The organism is Pseudomonas segetis (assembly GCF_900188155.1).
In the GTDB taxonomy this organism is placed as follows: Bacteria; Pseudomonadota; Gammaproteobacteria; order Pseudomonadales; family Pseudomonadaceae; genus Aquipseudomonas; species Aquipseudomonas segetis.
On the sequence record NZ_FZOG01000001.1, the window covers coordinates 668,408 to 685,231 of the forward strand.

General features: G+C 56.8%; 17 protein-coding genes. 11 read left to right on the forward strand and 6 right to left on the reverse strand.

The features are described from left to right. Positions 1–328: 328 nt before the first annotated feature. The 6 genes from fadB to CHB79_RS03215 all read left to right on the forward strand — a co-directional run bounded on the left by fadB (position 329) and on the right by CHB79_RS03215 (position 7,725). Positions 329–2,476: a fatty acid oxidation complex subunit alpha FadB gene (gene fadB, locus CHB79_RS03190; protein WP_089358859.1), complete on the forward strand. Its 2,148-nt coding sequence runs from the start codon at positions 329–331 to the stop codon at positions 2,474–2,476. A 29-nt stretch (positions 2,477–2,505) separates the two neighbouring features. Then, positions 2,506–3,681 (forward strand): acetyl-CoA C-acyltransferase FadA, encoded by a 1,176-nt coding sequence (fadA, locus tag CHB79_RS03195; RefSeq protein WP_089358860.1) that lies wholly within the window; start codon positions 2,506–2,508, stop codon positions 3,679–3,681. Positions 3,682–3,808: 127 nt separating this feature from the next. Then, positions 3,809–4,057 carry a DUF1653 domain-containing protein gene (locus CHB79_RS03200; RefSeq protein WP_010483127.1) on the forward strand — a complete coding sequence of 83 codons (249 nt, stop codon included), beginning with the start codon at positions 3,809–3,811 and terminating at the stop codon, positions 4,055–4,057. A gap of 103 nt (positions 4,058–4,160) precedes the next feature. Then, on the forward strand, positions 4,161–6,773 hold the full coding sequence (gene topA, locus CHB79_RS03205) for a type I DNA topoisomerase (protein WP_089358861.1): 2,613 nt from the start codon (positions 4,161–4,163) through the stop codon (positions 6,771–6,773). Positions 6,774–6,896: 123 nt separating this feature from the next. Then, positions 6,897–7,415, forward strand: a complete 519-nt coding sequence (locus CHB79_RS03210; protein ID WP_089358862.1) for a DUF6586 family protein — start codon at positions 6,897–6,899, stop codon at positions 7,413–7,415. 76 nt (positions 7,416–7,491) lie between these two features. Beyond that, complete coding sequence (locus CHB79_RS03215) at positions 7,492–7,725, forward strand: hypothetical protein (protein WP_010483133.1); 234 nt, start codon at positions 7,492–7,494, stop codon at positions 7,723–7,725. Positions 7,726–7,878: 153 nt separating this feature from the next. Here the strand turns inward: CHB79_RS03215 and sulA are convergent, their stop codons facing one another. Further along, the gene (gene sulA / locus CHB79_RS03220; protein WP_089358863.1) at positions 7,879–8,352 is read right to left on the reverse strand and encodes an SOS-induced cell division inhibitor SulA; all 474 of its coding nucleotides are present in this window, start codon (positions 8,350–8,352) and stop codon (positions 7,879–7,881) included. Between the two features lie 10 nt (positions 8,353–8,362). Next, entirely contained in the window at positions 8,363–8,971 is a 609-nt protein-coding gene (gene lexA / locus CHB79_RS03225; RefSeq protein WP_089358864.1) for a transcriptional repressor LexA, read from the reverse strand. Positions 8,972–9,229: 258 nt separating this feature from the next. On the opposite strand from lexA, the gene CHB79_RS03230 reads away from it, so the two are divergent. The 4 genes from CHB79_RS03230 (at position 9,230) to CHB79_RS03245 (ending at position 12,540) form a co-directional block, all read left to right on the forward strand. Then, the gene (locus tag CHB79_RS03230) at positions 9,230–9,937 is read left to right on the forward strand and encodes a TetR/AcrR family transcriptional regulator (RefSeq protein ID WP_010483139.1); all 708 of its coding nucleotides are present in this window, start codon (positions 9,230–9,232) and stop codon (positions 9,935–9,937) included. A 310-nt stretch (positions 9,938–10,247) separates the two neighbouring features. Then, a complete protein-coding gene (locus CHB79_RS03235) occupies positions 10,248–10,772 on the forward strand; it encodes a L,D-transpeptidase (protein ID WP_089358865.1) in 525 nt (174 codons plus the stop codon). A gap of 21 nt (positions 10,773–10,793) precedes the next feature. Beyond that, the gene (gene nagZ / locus CHB79_RS03240) at positions 10,794–11,792 is read left to right on the forward strand and encodes a beta-N-acetylhexosaminidase (protein ID WP_176443135.1); all 999 of its coding nucleotides are present in this window, start codon (positions 10,794–10,796) and stop codon (positions 11,790–11,792) included. A 10-nt stretch (positions 11,793–11,802) separates the two neighbouring features. Next, positions 11,803–12,540 (forward strand): S-methyl-5'-thioinosine phosphorylase, encoded by a 738-nt coding sequence (locus CHB79_RS03245; RefSeq protein WP_089358867.1) that lies wholly within the window; start codon positions 11,803–11,805, stop codon positions 12,538–12,540. A 91-nt stretch (positions 12,541–12,631) separates the two neighbouring features. Here CHB79_RS03245 and CHB79_RS03250 read toward each other — a convergent pair whose 3' ends face one another. Together CHB79_RS03250 and CHB79_RS03255 are read right to left on the reverse strand one after the other, a co-directional pair. Continuing rightward, on the reverse strand, positions 12,632–13,099 hold the full coding sequence (locus CHB79_RS03250) for an RNA methyltransferase (protein WP_010483143.1): 468 nt from the start codon (positions 13,097–13,099) through the stop codon (positions 12,632–12,634). A 56-nt stretch (positions 13,100–13,155) separates the two neighbouring features. Then, a complete protein-coding gene (locus CHB79_RS03255; protein ID WP_089358868.1) occupies positions 13,156–13,527 on the reverse strand; it encodes a YajD family HNH nuclease in 372 nt (123 codons plus the stop codon). Positions 13,528–13,660: 133 nt separating this feature from the next. On the opposite strand from CHB79_RS03255, the gene CHB79_RS03260 reads away from it, so the two are divergent. After that, positions 13,661–14,008, forward strand: a complete 348-nt coding sequence (locus tag CHB79_RS03260) for a hypothetical protein (protein WP_010483145.1) — start codon at positions 13,661–13,663, stop codon at positions 14,006–14,008. 99 nt (positions 14,009–14,107) lie between these two features. Here CHB79_RS03260 and CHB79_RS03265 read toward each other — a convergent pair whose 3' ends face one another. Continuing rightward, positions 14,108–14,581, reverse strand: a complete 474-nt coding sequence (locus CHB79_RS03265) for a cyclic nucleotide-binding domain-containing protein (RefSeq protein ID WP_010483146.1) — start codon at positions 14,579–14,581, stop codon at positions 14,108–14,110. Positions 14,582–14,685: 104 nt separating this feature from the next. After that, positions 14,686–16,716: a S9 family peptidase gene (locus CHB79_RS03270; protein WP_089358869.1), complete on the reverse strand. Its 2,031-nt coding sequence runs from the start codon at positions 16,714–16,716 to the stop codon at positions 14,686–14,688. Positions 16,717–16,824 lie beyond the last annotated feature (108 nt).

Below are 16,824 nucleotides of genomic sequence, written 5' to 3' on the forward strand. Positions count from 1 at the left end.
TGAATTATGCGCTAAAAGATTAGCTGATTATCCTTTGCAAGCCCCGCCGTAACTGGGTCTTTGCCTGTTTTAGAGGGCTTTTGCCAAATTGCGACCGCAGATCGACAATTGACAAGTTCAGTCTTTTCCCTGAATGTGTGCCGACCCAAATCAAACGGGCGTATGAATTGAGCGTTTGTTTGTCATAAACAACGCCTTTACTGCTCGAATATCGCGTCAGTGGGTGTGCCAGGCATTTTCACGCTACTCTAGACGGCTCAGCCGCGGAGCAGCTTGCTGGTTGGCTCTGATGTGTACTGTTTAGCTTCCATATCGTGGAGATCAGTTGATGATTTACGAAGGTAAAGCCATCACGGTTAAAGCTCTTGAAAGTGGCATCGTCGAATTGAATTTCGACCTCAAGGGTGAATCCGTCAACAAGTTCAACCGTCTTACCCTGAATGAATTGCGTCAGTCCGTAGATGCAATCAAGGCCGATGGTTCGATCAAGGGCGTGATTGTTACCAGCGGCAAAGACGTATTTATCGTCGGTGCCGATATCACCGAATTCGTTGAGAATTTCAAGCTGCCTGACGAAGAGTTGGTCGCGGGCAACCTTGAAGCCAACAAGATCTTCAGCGATTTTGAAGACCTTGGCGTTCCGACCGTAGCCGTTATCAACGGTATCGCATTGGGCGGTGGTTTCGAAATGTGCCTGGCCGCGGATTACCGCATCATGGCCACCAGCGCTAAAGTCGGTTTGCCTGAAGTCAAGCTGGGTATCTACCCGGGCTTCGGCGGCACCGTGCGTTTGCCGCGTGTAATCGGCACCGACAATGCTGTCGAGTGGATTGCCGCCGGTAAGGAAAACCGTGCTGAAGATGCACTCAAAGCTGGCGCTGTCGACGTCGTTGTCGAGGCTGACAAGCTGCAAGCCGCTGCGTTGGACCTGATCAAGCGTGCCATCAGCGGTGAGCTCGATTACAAGGCCAAGCGTCAGCCTAAGCTGGAAAAGCTCAAGCTCAACGCAATCGAGCAGATGATGTGCTTTGAAACCGCCAAAGGTTTCGTTGCGGGTCAGGCTGGCCCGAACTACCCGGCGCCGGTTGAAGCGATCAAGAGCATCCAGAAAGCTGCAAATTTCGGTCGCGACAAAGCGCTGGAAGTTGAAGCTAAAGGGTTTGTGAAACTGGCCAAGACACCGGTTGCAGCAAGCCTTATCGGCCTGTTCCTGAATGATCAGGAACTGAAGAAAAAAGCCAAGCGCTACGACGAAATCGCAAAAGACGTGAAACTGGCTGCCGTGCTCGGCGCTGGCATCATGGGTGGCGGTATCGCCTACCAGTCGGCGGTCAAAGGTACGCCGATCATGATGAAGGATATCCGCGAAGAGGGTATCCAGATGGGCTTGAGCGAGGCTTCCAAGCTGCTCGGCAAGCGCGTCGAAAAAGGTCGCCTGACCCCGGCCAAAATGGCTGAGGCGCTTAACGCCATTCGCCCAACCATGTCTTACGGTGACTTTGGTCACGTTGATATCGTGGTTGAAGCTGTAGTTGAAAACCCGAAGGTCAAGCAAGCTGTGCTGGCTGAGGTTGAAGCCGTGGTTCGTGAGGATGCGATCCTGACTTCCAACACTTCGACCATTTCCATCAGCCTGCTGGCCAAGGCGCTCAAGCGCCCGGAAAACTTCTGTGGCATGCACTTCTTCAACCCTGTGCACATGATGCCGCTGGTTGAAGTTATCCGCGGTGAGAAGTCTGGCGAAACCGCCATCGCTACTACCGTTGCCTATGCCAAGAAGATGGGCAAGACCCCGGTTGTGGTCAACGATTGCCCGGGCTTCCTGGTCAACCGTGTGTTGTTCCCTTACTTCGGTGGTTTCTCCAAGCTGCTTGAGTTCGGTGTTGATTTCACCCGTATCGACAAGGTCATGGAAAAGTTCGGCTGGCCAATGGGCCCGGCGTACCTGTCTGACGTTGTCGGCATCGACACTGGCCACCACGGCCGTGACGTGATGGCTGAAGGCTTCCCGGATCGCATGGCCGTTGAAGGCCGTACTGCGGTTGATGTGATGTACGAGGCAGATCGCCTGGGCCAGAAGAATGGCAAGGGCTTCTATGCCTACGAGACCGACAAGCGCGGCAAGCCGAAAAAGGTCGTTGACCCTAAAGCCTACGAGCTGCTCAAGGAAATCGTGCGTGAAGAGCGTGAATTGACTGATGAAGACATCATCAACTTCATGATGATTCCGCTGTGCATGGAAACCGTTCGTTGCCTCGAAGACGGCATCGTCGAAACCGCTGCCGAGGCCGATATGGGCCTGATCTACGGTATCGGCTTCCCGCCGTTCCGTGGTGGTGCACTGCGTTACATCGATAGCATCGGTGTAGCGGAATTTGTAGCCCTGGCCGATAAGTACGCCGATCTGGGCGCGTTGTACCAGCCAACTGAAAAGCTGCGTGAAATGGCCAAGAACGGCCAGACGTTTTTCGGTTAATCGCGCAACGATTTAGCGAGGGTAAAATTATGAGCTTGAACCCAAGAGATGCAGTGATTGTCGACTTCGGTCGCACCCCGATGGGGCGCTCCAAAGGCGGCATGCACCGTAACACCCGTGCCGAGACCATGTCGGCAAACCTGATTCGCGGCGTGCTGGATCGCAACTCGAAGATCGATCCGGCTGAAGTCGAAGACGTGATCTGGGGCTGTGTAAACCAGACGCTGGAGCAGGGCTGGAACATCGCACGCATGGCGTCGCTGATGACTCAGATCCCGCACACCAGTGCAGGCCAGACGGTTAGCCGCCTGTGCGGTTCTTCAATGAGCGCCCTGCACACTGCCGTGCAGGCTATTCAAACCGGTAACGGCGATGTGTTCGTGGTTGGCGGTGTCGAGCACATGGGCCACGTAGGCATGATGCACGGCGTCGATCCGAACCCGCATTTGTCACTGTATGCCGCCAAAGCGTCGGGCATGATGGGCCTGACTGCTGAAATGCTCGGTAAAATGCACGGCATTACCCGTGAGCAGCAAGATGCGTTTGGCGAGCGTTCGCACCGCTTGGCGCACAAGGCCACAGTCGCAGGCAACTTCAAGGATGAAATCATCCCGATGGAAGGCTACGACGAGAATGGTTTCCTCAAGGTTTTCGACTACGACGAGACCATTCGTCCGGAAACAACCCTTGAGAGCCTGGCAACCCTGCGTCCAGCGTTCAATCCGAAAGGCGGCACCGTTACCGCGGGGACTTCCTCGCAGATCACTGACGGCGCTTCATGCATGATCGTGATGTCGGCGCAGCGTGCCCAGGACCTGGGTATCCAGCCGATGGCCGTAGTGCGTGCAATGGCCGTTGCAGGTGTTGATCCGGCAATCATGGGTTACGGTCCAGTGCCTTCGACCCAGAAAGCGCTGAAGCGTGCTGGCCTGACCATGGCTGATATCGATTTTATGGAGCTCAACGAAGCCTTCGCAGCCCAGGCATTGCCTGTGCTCAAGGATCTCAAAGTGCTTGATAAGATGGATCAGATGGTTAACTTGCACGGTGGCGCGATTGCCTTGGGGCATCCGTTCGGTTGTTCCGGTGCACGTATCTCCGGTACCCTGCTCAACGTGATGAAGCAAAACAACGGCACCTTGGGTGTTGCAACCATGTGCGTGGGCCTCGGTCAGGGCATCAGCACCATCTTCGAGCGCGTTTAATCGTCTAGAGATGTGAAACCGGGGCCATGTGCCCCGGTTTTTGTTTGTTCGCAAATCATCGAAGCAATACTGCGCTATCTTTTCAGGGGGCGCGCCGCGATAAATTTTATTTTAAGGATACACAGCGATGCAGATAAAACCCGGACTTTACCGCCACTACAAAGGCCCCGAGTACCGCGTTTTTGGTGTCGCCCAACATTCCGAAACTGAGCAGCAGGTCGTTGTCTATCAGGCGTTGTACGGTGATTATGGGCTTTGGGTCCGGCCGCTTGATATGTTTTGTGAGCGTGTTGATGTCGACGGAGAAAGCGTTCCGCGCTTTGCCCTGATTGAAGCCGAAGCGCCACTTTTTGACCAACCTCAAAGCACTCAGTAGAACACCTAAGCTTGACCTTGCCTTAAGCGCCACTATATATAGCGGTGCCAGACAAGGCGTCTGCTGCCTTTTCTTTTCTTCACATTCAGGAATTTTCTGATCCATGGGTAAATCGCTGGTCATCGTGGAATCCCCGGCCAAGGCCAAGACAATCAACAAGTACTTGGGCAACGAGTACGTGGTGAAGTCGAGCATCGGCCACATCCGTGACCTGCCTACTAGTGGTTCGGCAAGTGCGGCCAAAGAACCGGCCAAGCGCGGAAAAGCCGCTGCGGGCGAGGCTCCGGCTCTGTCACCGAAGGAAAAAGCCAAGCGCCAACTGGTTGCGCGCATGGGAGTCGACCCCGAACATGGCTGGAAAGCCAAGTACGAAATCCTCCCCGGCAAAGAGAAAGTCGTTGATGAACTGCGCCGCTTAGCCAAAGATGCCGACACCATCTATCTCGCAACCGACTTGGATCGCGAGGGGGAAGCCATTGCCTGGCACCTGCGCGAGTCCATTGGTGGTGACGACAGCCGCTACAAGCGCGTGGTGTTCAACGAGATCACCAAGAAAGCCATTCAAGAGGCATTCTCCAAGCCGGGCGAGCTCGATATCAATCGAGTCAATGCCCAGCAAGCCCGACGCTTTCTTGATCGCGTCGTGGGCTACATGGTTTCACCGCTGCTGTGGGCGAAGATCGCGCGCGGTCTATCGGCCGGTCGTGTGCAGTCGGTGGCGGTCAAGCTGGTGGTTGAGCGTGAGAAAGAGATCCGTGCCTTTGTCCCGGAAGAATACTGGGAAGTGCACGCTGACCTGGCCACCGACAAAAAAGACACCGTACGTTTTGAAGTCGCCCGTGAAAACGGCGCAGCCTTCAAGCCGCTCAACGAAGCACAGGCTACAGCTGCGCTGGAGACGCTCAAGTCTTCCAGCTACAGTGTCGCCAAGCGTGAAGACAAACCGACCAGCAGCAAGCCTTCTGCGCCCTTTATCACCTCGACCCTGCAGCAGGCGGCGAGCAATCGCCTGGGCTTTGGCGTAAAGAAGACCATGATGATGGCTCAGCGCTTGTATGAGGCTGGCTACATCACCTACATGCGTACCGACTCGACCAACCTGTCGGCTGATGCGGTGAGCATGGTGCGTGGCTTCATCGAGGATGAATTCGGCAAGAAGTACCTGCCGGAAAAACCAAACATGTACAGCAGCAAGGAAGGCGCGCAAGAGGCCCACGAAGCGATTCGTCCCTCCGACGTCAATACCAAGCCAACTCAGTTGAGTGGCATGGAGCGCGATGCCGAGCGGCTTTATGAGCTGATCTGGCGCCAATTCGTCGCATGCCAGATGCCGCCAGCGCAGTACCTTTCGACGACCGTTACCGTCGAGGCTGGGAATTTCGAGTTGCGCGCCAAGGGCCGGATTCTCAAGTTCGATGGTTACACCCGCGTATTGCCACAGCTGAGCAAGGCCGGCGATGACGCTGTGTTGCCTGAGATGAAGCAGGGCGAGGCGCTCAAGCTGATCAAGCTCGATCCTAGCCAGCACTTCACCAAGCCCCCTGCACGTTACTCCGAAGCCAGTCTGGTCAAGGAAATGGAAAAGCGTGGCATTGGTCGCCCATCGACCTACGCGGCGATCATTTCGACTATTCAGGATCGTGGCTACGTTGCCCTGCATAACCGTCGTTTCTATTCGGAAAAGATGGGCGACATCGTTACCGAGCGACTCTCTGAGAGCTTCTCCAATCTCATGGATTACGGCTTCACCGCCGGCATGGAAGAGAATCTCGATGACGTTGCCCAGGGCGAGCGCGAGTGGAAGAACGTGCTTGACGAGTTCTACGGCGATTTCAAGAAAAAGCTTGAAGTGGCGGCCGACGGTGACACTGGCATGCGTGCCAATACGCCGACCTTGACCGACATTGCCTGTCGCGAGTGCGGTCGTCCGATGATGATTCGTACCGCCTCGACCGGGGTGTTCCTTGGTTGCTCTGGCTACAGCTTGCCGCCCAAAGAGCGTTGCAAGTCGACCATCAACCTGGTGCCTGGCGATGAAATTGCCGCGGACGATGAGGGTGAGTCGGAATCCCTGGTGCTGCTCGGCAAGCATCGATGCAAAATTTGCGACACCGCCATGGATGCCTATCTACTGGACGAAACGCGCAAACTGCATATCTGCGGTAACAACCCGGATTGTGCGGGCTACGAGATCGAGACAGGCCAATACCGGATCAAGGGTTACGAGGGCCCGAGCCTTGAGTGCGATAAATGCGGCAGCGAGATGCAACTGAAGACTGGCCGTTTCGGCAAGTTCTTTGGTTGCACCAACAGCGCCTGCAAAAACACTCGTAAATTGCTGCGTAGCGGCGAGCCCGCGCCGCCGAAGATGGACGCGGTGAAGATGCCGGAACTCAAGTGCGAGAAGGTGGATGACACCTACGTGCTGCGCGACGGTGCCTCGGGTCTGTTCCTGGCCGCCAGCCAGTTTCCAAAGAATCGCGAGACTCGTGCTCCACTGGTAATCGAGATCCTGCCGCACAAAGACGAGATCGACCCGAAGTACGAATTCCTGTTCAGTGCGCCACAGAAAGATCCGGAAGGCCGTCCGGCAGTTATTCGTTACAGCCGCAAAACCAAAGAGCAATATGTACAGACTGAGGTCGATGGCAAGCCTACAGGCTGGAAAGCATTCTTTGACGGCGGTAAGTGGAAGGTCGAAGACAAGAAGCGTTGATCAGAGCAGCCGTGCAAGCCTTGGGCCGGCACGGCTGGGCCTGTAGCTGGCCCAGAGTTGACCTTGCCGGGCCGTTCAGCCTGGTAGGGCGTTGATCGCTGATCTGTCGAGGAGTGGTGAGTCATGGCTAACGAGTTGTATACCCGCACCAACCAAAAAATCTTTTACGCGGGCCTGGCGCTGGAATCCTGGCGCAAGGCTGAAGAGTCGCGCGCGATCAATGCCCAGGGCCTGGTTCAGGCTGAGCGCGAAGCTGCGTTGTTCCATCTGTTCGGTGCTGTATTGGGCCTGTGTCACGAGATCGCCGGTTATTATCGCTTGGCCAACAGCCAGTCGACTCGGATTGAGGTTTTGCTAGATGCTTCGATGCTGGAGGCTGCGCCAAGCCCCGAGTTTTCCGAGTTGATTGAATTGGCAGCCAACCCTGAAACCTGGCTGGCGCAATTGCTCGAAGCCTACAAAAACCTGCACAAGCCGCCACAGATGCCACACAAGGCCAAGGTCGATCCGGCTACGCCTTTGATAGTGGCGGTCAGTATTGATCATGAGCCGGAGTTGCTTGAGCGTGAAACACTCGAGGCCTGGCGCAAAGATATCACTGCCTTGGCACGACGTTTCCGCGAAACGCTCAGCGAGTGGTAGGTCTTATTGATCAGCGGGCTAGGGTGAGGCTCCCGTCGGCTGCTACAATGCACCGCTAACGTGGAGACTCAAACCTATGCCTACTTCGTTTTTAGAAATCGTAGAACTACCAGATGGCCGTATCGCCTTGCGCCGTGCAGACGATGAGGAGGCGCTTGTAGTGCTGGATTTCTCATCAGACGCGAAGTCATTCCTGCAAGGTCAGCACGTAGAAGTAGCCAAGGCCATGCTTAATGTGGGTGTGCAAATGGCAGGTCGCCTGGCCGAGAATGATTTTCAGCATGAAGGCGAAGCGCGGGTTCTTCACTGAGTCAGTCGCATCTACCGCCCTGTAAAAGGCCCGTTAGTGCTCAATCAAGTCATCCTCTACCTGTTCGCCCGAGGCGACTGTCTGGCTCGCAGCCCAGCATAGTTGCGCAGGGGCAGGGTGGGGCAAGAAAAGGCCGTCCACCTTTCTGCTCATTCAGCCCAGGCTGATGTTCAGGCTTTGCGCAGCGCCTTCACGGGCGGCATTTTCAAGTGTCTGGCGCGCTGCACGCTCAAGTGGGTGAAACCAGCTGACAACGGTGTGGCTACGGCCCAGCTTGAGCGCTTCTTCTGCCAGTTGCAGTGCGCTTTGCTCGCCGCGCGGGTGCAGTAGCAGGATGCGTTCACGGTTCAGGCCGGCCTCGCGCAGCCAGTTTTGGGTCAGGTTGCTGGGCGGTGCAATCAGGGTCAGCCAGCGTTCGCTGTCATTTTCGCTGAGTTCACGCAGGATCGGGGCGAGCAGAGTCAGGCAGTGTCTCGTAGCGCCTCTGAGCGACAATTCGCTAAATGCCTGGGGTTGTTCCTGCCAGGCATCCTTGAGTGCTTCCTGCGGCAGTGCGGGGGCACTGGCAGCCATAAAAGCCTCGAACAGTGGAAGTTGTGTCTGGTTTAGCGGTTGAGACAGCTGCATAAATACTCCATTAGCGGCGGATGACGCCGACACTTAGCCCTTCAATAACCAGTTCCTGCTCTTCGAGATTGACTTCAATTGGCGCAAATTCCGGGTTTTCGGCGATCAGCCAGACTTTGCTGCCCTCGCGCTTGAAGCGTTTTACCGTGACTTCGTCGTCAATGCGTGCTACGACAACCTGGCCATTGCGCGCTTCGCGGGTGGTGTGCACGGCCAGCAGGTCGCCATCGAATATGCCGATGTCCTTCATGCTCATGCCGCGAACGCGCAGCAGGTAGTCAGCCTTGGGGTGGAAGAACTCGGGGTTGATGCGACATGAGTCCTCGATATGTTGCTGCGCCAGAATCGGCTCGCCAGCGGCCACTCGTCCGATCACGGGCAGGCCGTCTTCTTCTGCATTAGGTTCGAAGCCAGGAATACGAATGCCACGCGAGGCGCCGGGGGTCATCTCTATTGCGCCTTTGCGGGCCAGCGCCTTGAGGTGCTCTTCGGCGGCGTTTGGAGATTTGAAACCGAGCTTCTGGGCAATTTCCGCACGGGTAGGTGGGAAGCCGTTGTCTTCAAGGCATTGCTTGATGAAGGCGAGAATCTCAGCTTGGCGGGGCGTCAGCTTTATCATTGGGTTGGCTCTGTTTTTATATACAGTGACTGGGATTATATACAGTGAAAGCGGCTTGGCAATCATACTTTTGCAATTGGTTAATTTAATCGTGCTATTTTCTCTGTGCGGACCTGTTACTTGATGGCTTTGCTGGACGTCTTGCATAGACGTGATTCCTCAACCCTGAGGGTCGATGCAAAAGACAGCATTGCAATGCTTGACAATGCATAGAACTGAAACGTATGTTTCAAACAAGTGTTTGTTAGGTGATAGATAATGGCCCAGTCGGAAACTGTTGAACGCATTCTGGATGCTGCAGAGCAACTGTTTGCCGAAAAAGGTTTTGCGGAAACCTCGTTGCGTTTGATTACCAGCAAGGCTGGGGTCAATCTCGCTGCGGTGAACTATCATTTCGGTTCGAAAAAAGCCCTGATTCAAGCGGTGTTCTCGCGCTTTCTCGGGCCTTTTTGTGCCAGTCTCGAGCGTGAGCTGGACCGTCGCCAGGCCAAGCAAGACACCCAGGCAACGCTCGAAGAGCTCCTTGAACTGCTGGTCGAGCATGCGCTTGCGGTCAAGCCGCGTAGTGGCAACGATCTCTCTATCTTCATGCGTCTGCTCGGCCTGGCATTCAGTCAGAGCCAGGGCCACTTGCGCAAATACCTCGAAGAAGTCTATGGCAAGGTGTTCCGCCGCTACATGATGCTGGTTCACGAGGCCGCGCCACGTATCCCGCCGCTCGAACTATTCTGGCGCGTGCACTTTATGCTGGGCGCCGCGGCATTCAGTATGTCCGGGATCAAGGCACTGCGGGCAATGTCGGAAACCGATTTCGGGGTCAATACTTCGATCGAACAGGTGATGCGCCTGATGGTGCCGTTTCTCGCCGCCGGTATGCGTTCGGAATCAGGCTTGAGTGATCCGGCTTTGGCGGCTGCACAGTTGCGTCCACGGGTAAAAAATCCGCCCGTCGCAGCCAAGGTTTGATGTCTTGGCATCCCTTGAAACCGGTCACGAGCGACTATGGTGCAAGCGACACGCGGAAATAGCCGTTGAAGGGTCAGCGCAGCGAGTCGAAGAATGTGAAAAAGCGACCGATGTTGCACTTCGTCATAGCGAACTAAATGAGCACTTGATTCGCCCTGCCAGTCCTTCGGGGGGCAGCAAGGGTTGCCCAGCTGAAGTTCGTCCAGCCTGAAGTCAGTGCGGATTATTTAGCGCCCTGATCTCTGGCTCAGTAGTTTTTCAGAGGTTCCCGGGTGGGCTTGGCGGGGCTGATCCGCTAAGCTAGCTGCCCATGGCTACTCTTGATTTCATACATATCTCTATTGCCGATCAGCGCCTCTATGGTTTTGCTGATGGACGACTGTTGCTGCGCCTGCCGGTATCAACCGCACTTAATGGTGTTGGCGAGCAAAACGGTTCCGGCTGTACGCCCCGTGGGCGACATCAGGTGCGCGCTAAAATCGGCGCTGGCCTGCCGTTGGCTGCTGTATTGCGCGGCCGCCGCTGGACCGGGGAGATTTGGTCGGCAGCGCTGGCCGAAGCGTTTCCTGGGCGAGACTGGATACTGACCCGGATTCTCTGGCTCAGTGGCTGTGAGCCCGGACGCAATCGCATGGGCAATGTCGATACCTTCCGCCGCTATATTTACCTGCATGGCACGCCGGATACCGAGCCGATGGGAAAGCCGCTTTCCCATGGCTGCATTCGTTTGCGCAACGTCGACATTGAGCAACTGTTCCCGCAAGTGCCGGTCAACTGCGCGCTGGTGATAGATGAAGCACCGTGCCCTGACTGGGCCGCTATACCTCTTGATTAAGGATTTCTTGTGAGCTCACCTTTGCAAGGCTCGTTGATGCTCGACATTGACGGCACCTGGCTGACTGCCGAAGACCGCCAGATTCTGCGTCAACCGCAAGTTGGCGGCATGATTTTATTCGCACGCAATATTGAAGATCCGCGCCAGGTGCGTGAATTGAGTGCGGCTATTCGGCAAATTCGCCCGGATTTATTAATTGCTGTCGATCAGGAAGGCGGTCGGGTGCAGCGATTGCGCCAGGGTTTTGTGCGATTACCTGCAATGCGTGCTATTGCCGATAATGCCAATGCCGAGCAGCTTGCCGAGTATTGTGGCTGGATCATGGCTGTCGAAGTGTTGGCCGCAGGCCTGGATTTGAGCTTTGCACCGGTGCTGGATCTCGATCATCAGCGCAGTGCCGTGGTCGGTAGCCGCGCCTTCGAGGGCGATGCGCAGCGCGCGACGCAACTGGCCAGTGCGTTTATTCGTGGCATGGGCCAGGCAGGCATGGCTGCAACAGGCAAGCATTTCCCCGGGCACGGATGGGCAGAGGCTGATTCGCACGTAGCAATTCCCGTGGATGAGCGCAGCCTTGAGCAGATCCGCAGCCAGGACATGCAGCCATTTGCCCAGTTGGGAAATCAGCTGGCCGCGGTGATGCCTGCGCACGTTATCTATCCGAAAGTCGATGATCAGCCTGCCGGTTTCTCACGCCGTTGGTTGCAAGACATCCTGCGTGGCGAACTTGGCTTCGAGGGTGTGATCTTCAGTGATGACCTGTCGATGGCGGGCGCCCATGTTGTTGGCGATGCAGCGTGCCGAATCGAAGCGGCGTTCAATGCCGGTTGCGACATGGGCCTGGTCTGCAATGATCGAGCAGCAGCCGAGTTGGCCTTGAGTGCCGCGCAGCGCCTCAATGTAGTCGCGCCTGACGGTTTGGGGCGGATGCGTCGCCAGGCATTCCCGGGCATAGAATACCGTCAGAGTCCGCGCTGGCTTGAGGCTATTGGCGCATTGCGCGCTGCACAGTTGGTTGAATAAGGATAACGAGATGACTGTCTACGCGATCATTGGTGGCACTGGCCTGACGCAGTTGCAAGGCTTGACCATTACCGCTGCGCTGAATATCGATACGCCCTTTGGTGCACCGTCCGCACCGGTGCTGCGAGGTGAATACGCAGGACGCGAAGTGTTGTTTTTGGCGCGCCATGGTCATCCGCATCGAATTCCACCGCACCAGGTCAATTACCGCGCCAATTTGTGGGCGTTGAAAGAGGCGGGAGCCCAGGCCATTGTTGCGGTCAACGCCGTCGGTGGTATCCATATGGCCATGGGGACCGGGCACTTCTGCGTGCCGCATCAGATCATTGACTACACAAGCGGGCGCGAGCACACCTACTTCGCCGGCGAGCTGGAGCACGTGACCCATATCGACTTCAGTCATCCTTATGATGAGGCGCTGCGCAGCAAGCTTTGCCAGGCATTGGCTGCCGAGCGCTGTGAATTCAGTAGTCATGGGGTTTATGGTGCGACCCAAGGTCCGCGTCTTGAAACCGTGGCCGAGATCGCCCGCATGGAGCGCGATGGCTGCGATATTGTTGGCATGACCGGCATGCCGGAAGCAGTATTGGCGCGTGAGTTGACGCTGCCTTATGCCTGTCTGTCGCTGGTGGTTAACCCGGCTGCCGGCAAGAGCAATGAGCTGATTACCATGGCCCAGATCGAGCAGGCGCTGGTCGAGGGGATGGACAAGGTCAAGGCCGTCCTGGCGCGGGTGCTGAGCGCCTGATTCGGGTAAAGGGTGGGCGCGCTTGGCGTTGCACACCCTGTCGAGTTGCCTGCCTGGTTAGTGCTAATCAAGCCCTGCGGTATTATCCGACCTAGAACTTTGGCCCGGATTTGGTGTTATTGCCCTTGGCCATGCGGTCGTAGAGCACTACATTCACCGTCGCCGCGAGATTCATGCAGCCTTGAGTAGGGATGTACACCACATCTTCGCACCAGGCGCGAATTTCCTTGCTGAGCGAGCCGTCTTCCGGGCCAAAGATATAGATCGCGCGGTCAGGATGGGTGTATTCCGGCAAGGCGTGGGCGCCATCAACCAACTCCACGGCCACGGGCGTGCACCCCAGCGGAATGATCTTCTGCAGGTCGTCGATATTGATCAATGGAATATCAAGATGCACGCGCTTGGTGTCGGTGACAAAGTCCTTGGCGCGGTCATAGCGGGTGCCGGTATAAAACACGCTGCTGACACTGTAGCAACCTGCAGCCCGCATGATAGAGCCTACGTTGTCGGGTGACTTCGGGTTGACCAAGCCAATGCAACTGTATCGTTTGTTCGCCACGGCCTGTGCCCTTTGCGCAAAAGGCGCTGATTATACGTGCAGTTGCGCGCCGGTGATTACTCTTTGCTTTTAAGCAGCGCCGCCAGGTCGGCAAATGGGTTGTGGGTGACCTGGGCTTTTTTCGGCGAGCCGGTCGATGACTCAGAGAAGTATTGCTGGTCGGTGTAGCGCGAGTGTTCGTTGTCGTGGCAAAACAGGCAAAGCAGTTCCCAGTTGGAACCGTCCTGCGGGTTGTTGTCATGGTTGTGATCGCGGTGATGAACGGTCAGCTCGCTCAGGCGCTTGCCGGAGAACTCACGTGCGCAGCGACCACAGACGTGCGGATACATCTTGAGTGCCTTGTCGCGATAGCCTTCTTCGCGGCTGCGCTGGGCGTCAGCAAGGATACGGTCTAGCTTGGCGGTGGCTGGTGGCTTTTGCGAATTCATGGAGGTTGTCCGAGTAAGTGACCTTGGCTGTCAGTTTAGCGCCAGTGTCGCTCAGCGAGAACTGTCTTGATAACCTGCCGTCCAATGTCAGGCAGAGGCGCTAAACTGAGGTCGGGGATTATTGGAGGTTGCTATGCAAGGCATGAAACCCATTATCGGCGCTGTGGCGCTGAGTCTATGCGCCACGGCGGCGCCGGCGCTGGCACAGAATTACGGCACTCTCGGTTCCGGCAGTGGTTCGTCTGCAGGTGCACCGGGCAGCCCAACCCCACAGCCCTATGATCAACCGCGACTGCGTTCAACGCCAGGTGGTGCGCCAGCCAGTAGCCCACGCCTGCTTAACAATTCGGTTAACCAACCGATCCGCCAGCAAAGGCCAACCACCACCTTGAGCCCGGCGGACGAACCTATCCCCGAGCTTGAAGAGCAACTGCAGCGCAACCGCGAGGGGTTCAAGCAAGAGCAAAAGCCCGAACAGTAGGGTGGCTTACGCTTTTTTCAGTCACCGCTGGCCAGCGCGTTTAAGTACGTGCTTGCCCAGCTTCGCGTTGTCGCACCCTACGGAGTGGTTGCAACGCTCTCAAAGCTGCTGTTCCACAAGTTGACCGTCCACCATGCGCAAGCGCTTGGACATGGCCACGGCAATCGCTCGGACGAGTTTGGCGGCGGCCTTTGGCGATTCGTTGATCATTTTTTCCAGCGAGTCCCGTGATAGAACCACTAAGGTGCAGTCACTCACCGCCACGCAACTGGCTGAGCGGCGCTCGCCGTCGAGCACTGCCATTTCACCGAAGGCGCGCCCCTTGCGCAGCTTGGCGATTTCAACAGTGTCGCCGTTTGAATTGGTCTTGCAGACCGATACGGCGCCGAAATGAATGACGCACATAAAGGTGCCAGCCTCACCTTCGCTGCATATCAATTGTTCAGGCTCATACTTGCTGATGCTGAAATAGCCCGCCGCCGCCAGGACATCGGCAGGGTGCAAGCTATTGAACAGGCCGCTGTCGAGCAGCATGTCGCGTATTTCGTTGATCAGGTATGAGCGCTCAGTCATCGTCTTTCAAGGCCGTTTCCAGGTGGCTCAAGCATGCCAGTCCTGGCGTGGTCAAAGTTGTGAACGCCCGCACAGGCGGGTGCTCACAAGATATCTTGAGGCCGCTAGCCAAGCTGCAGAACCTTGAAGATAAAGGCGTATTCCAGGGCAACGTCCTTGAGCGCCTGGTAGCGACCACTCATGCCGCCATGGCCCGCATCCAGCTCGGTCTTGAGCAACAATAGGTTCTGGTCGGTTTTGCTGGCCCGCAGCTTGGCCACCCATTTAGCTGCTTCCCAATATTGAACTCGACTGTCGTTGTAGCCGGCCACCACCAACATGGCCGGATAGGCTTGGGCGCTGACGTTCTCATAAGGCGCGTAGGCCTTGATGGTGGCATGCACCTCGGGTTGGTTCGGGTCGCCCCATTCATCGTATTCGGTGACAGTGAGCGGCAGGTCCGGGTTGAGCATGGTGTTGAGCACATCGACGAAAGGCACTTCAGCAATGGCAGCGGCGAACAGATCCGGGCGCTGGTTAAGCACCGCGCCCATCAACAAGCCCCCGGCACTGCCGCCGCTGATGACCAGTTGTTCGCGGCGGGTGTAACCGGTTGCGCACAGGTGTTCGGCGCAGGCGATAAAGTCATCGAAGCTGTTGTGCTTGTGCTCCAGTTTACCTGCGCGGTACCAGGCTTCGCCCAACTCACCACCGCCGCGTACATGGGCGATGGCAAATACCACACCGCGATCAAGCAAGCTCAGGCGTGCGTGGGAGAACCATGGGTCGAGGCATTCGCCATAGGCGCCATAACCATAGAGGTAAAGCGGGCAGGGCGTGCCGATCAAGTCTTTGCGTGCGACCAGGCTAATCGGGATTTGCTGGCCATCTGCTGCCGTTGCCCAGACCCTTTGGCTGACATAGGCATCGGCATCAAACGGGCCTTCGACCGGCGTTTCCTTGAGCACCTGCTGCGCACCCGTGGCCAGGTTCAGCTGGCGAACCTGGGCGGGGCGATTGAGCGCCTCGTAGCGCAGGCGCATGTTGTCGCTCTCGAACTCCAGCGCATCCTGCACATAGAGGCTGTAGGCCGCATCCGGCAGGCTGACGCGATAGCTCGGCAAGCCGGTGGGTGTTACTTCAATGATCGGCAAGCCGCCCTCACGCAGGCTTAGCAGCAATGCATTGGCATTGAGCGTCATGCCGTCGATCATCACCTGGTCGTCATGGGCGCGCAGTTCAATCCAGTGATCACGGGTGAAGGCATGCTCGGGCGCGCGGTACAGCGCAAAGTTGATACCGCTCTGGTTACTGCGAATAAACCATTGCCATTCGCCATTGTGCAGGCCGTGATCAACGTCGTATTCGTGATCCTCCTGGCGTGGGGCCACGCAGCTGAAGGCTTGCCCGGGCGTCTCGGCATCCAGAACCCAGGCTTCGCTGGTGGTCTTGCTGCCCAGCATCAGGATCAGCTTGCGTTCCGATGAGGCGCGGTAGCAGTGCATAAAGAAACGCCCATCGGGCTCATGAAACACCAACTCGGCCTTGTCGCTGCCCAGGCTGGTGCGGTAAAGCTTATGCGGGCGATGGGTTTCATCGAGTTCGACAAAGAACAGCGTTTGGCTGTCGTTGGCCCAGACCATGCTGCCATCGCAATCTTCAAAAGCCAGGGTCTGGACGCTGTTATCGCTGAGTTGCTTGACATGCAGCTGGTAAATTTCTTCGCCGCTGGTATCGGTGCTGTAAGCCAGGCGCTGATGATCAGGACTGATGCTAAAGGCGCCGAGGGAAAAGAATCCGCCGTCGGCCAGTTCGTTTGGGTCGAGCAGCAATTGCTCGCTGCTTTCATCGACAGTGTGGGAGCCATCTGCCGGGCGTTTGCAGCGGTAGTGGCGCGGGTATTCATCACCGGCGGTGGTGCGCTGGTAGTACAAATAAGGCCCCCAGGGCGAGGGCAGCGACAGGTCGGTCTCGCGGATGCGGCCTTTAATCTCCTGGAAAAGGTGCTCACGCAGGTCGGCCTGATCGCTCAGTTGCGCTTCGAGGTAGTCATTCTCGGCCCGTAGATACTGGAGAACATCTTCACTGTCGCGATTTTCCAGCCAGCGATAGGGATCGCTGCCAGCCTCACTGCGGGCGATAGGGGCGTTGGCCATGGGATTACTCCGGAATCATTGAGTACCGACGGCAGGGGCGCCGTTGGGCGTAAAAGTCGTTATCATAAGGGCCACCATACATGCCCGCCATCTTGCCAGGGATTTGCC

Bases quoted from the DNA above. Each gene is read 5' to 3' on its own strand.
- fadB (WP_089358859.1), top strand. From the start codon at position 329: ATGATTTACGAAGGTAAAGCCATCACGGTTAAAGCTCTTGAAAGTGGC.
- fadA (WP_089358860.1), top strand. From the start codon at position 2,506: ATGAGCTTGAACCCAAGAGATGCAGTGATTGTCGACTTCGGTCGCACC.
- CHB79_RS03200 (WP_010483127.1), top strand. From the start codon at position 3,809: ATGCAGATAAAACCCGGACTTTACCGCCACTACAAAGGCCCCGAGTAC.
- topA (WP_089358861.1), top strand. From the start codon at position 4,161: ATGGGTAAATCGCTGGTCATCGTGGAATCCCCGGCCAAGGCCAAGACA.
- CHB79_RS03210 (WP_089358862.1), top strand. From the start codon at position 6,897: ATGGCTAACGAGTTGTATACCCGCACCAACCAAAAAATCTTTTACGCG.
- CHB79_RS03215 (WP_010483133.1), top strand. From the start codon at position 7,492: ATGCCTACTTCGTTTTTAGAAATCGTAGAACTACCAGATGGCCGTATC.
- sulA (WP_089358863.1), bottom strand. From the start codon at position 8,352: ATGCAGCTGTCTCAACCGCTAAACCAGACACAACTTCCACTGTTCGAG.
- lexA (WP_089358864.1), bottom strand. From the start codon at position 8,971: ATGATAAAGCTGACGCCCCGCCAAGCTGAGATTCTCGCCTTCATCAAG.
- CHB79_RS03230 (WP_010483139.1), top strand. From the start codon at position 9,230: ATGGCCCAGTCGGAAACTGTTGAACGCATTCTGGATGCTGCAGAGCAA.
- CHB79_RS03235 (WP_089358865.1), top strand. From the start codon at position 10,248: ATGGCTACTCTTGATTTCATACATATCTCTATTGCCGATCAGCGCCTC.
- CHB79_RS03245 (WP_089358867.1), top strand. From the start codon at position 11,803: ATGACTGTCTACGCGATCATTGGTGGCACTGGCCTGACGCAGTTGCAA.
- CHB79_RS03255 (WP_089358868.1), bottom strand. From the start codon at position 13,527: ATGAATTCGCAAAAGCCACCAGCCACCGCCAAGCTAGACCGTATCCTT.
- CHB79_RS03260 (WP_010483145.1), top strand. From the start codon at position 13,661: ATGCAAGGCATGAAACCCATTATCGGCGCTGTGGCGCTGAGTCTATGC.
- CHB79_RS03265 (WP_010483146.1), bottom strand. From the start codon at position 14,581: ATGACTGAGCGCTCATACCTGATCAACGAAATACGCGACATGCTGCTC.
- CHB79_RS03270 (WP_089358869.1), bottom strand. From the start codon at position 16,716: ATGGCCAACGCCCCTATCGCCCGCAGTGAGGCTGGCAGCGATCCCTAT.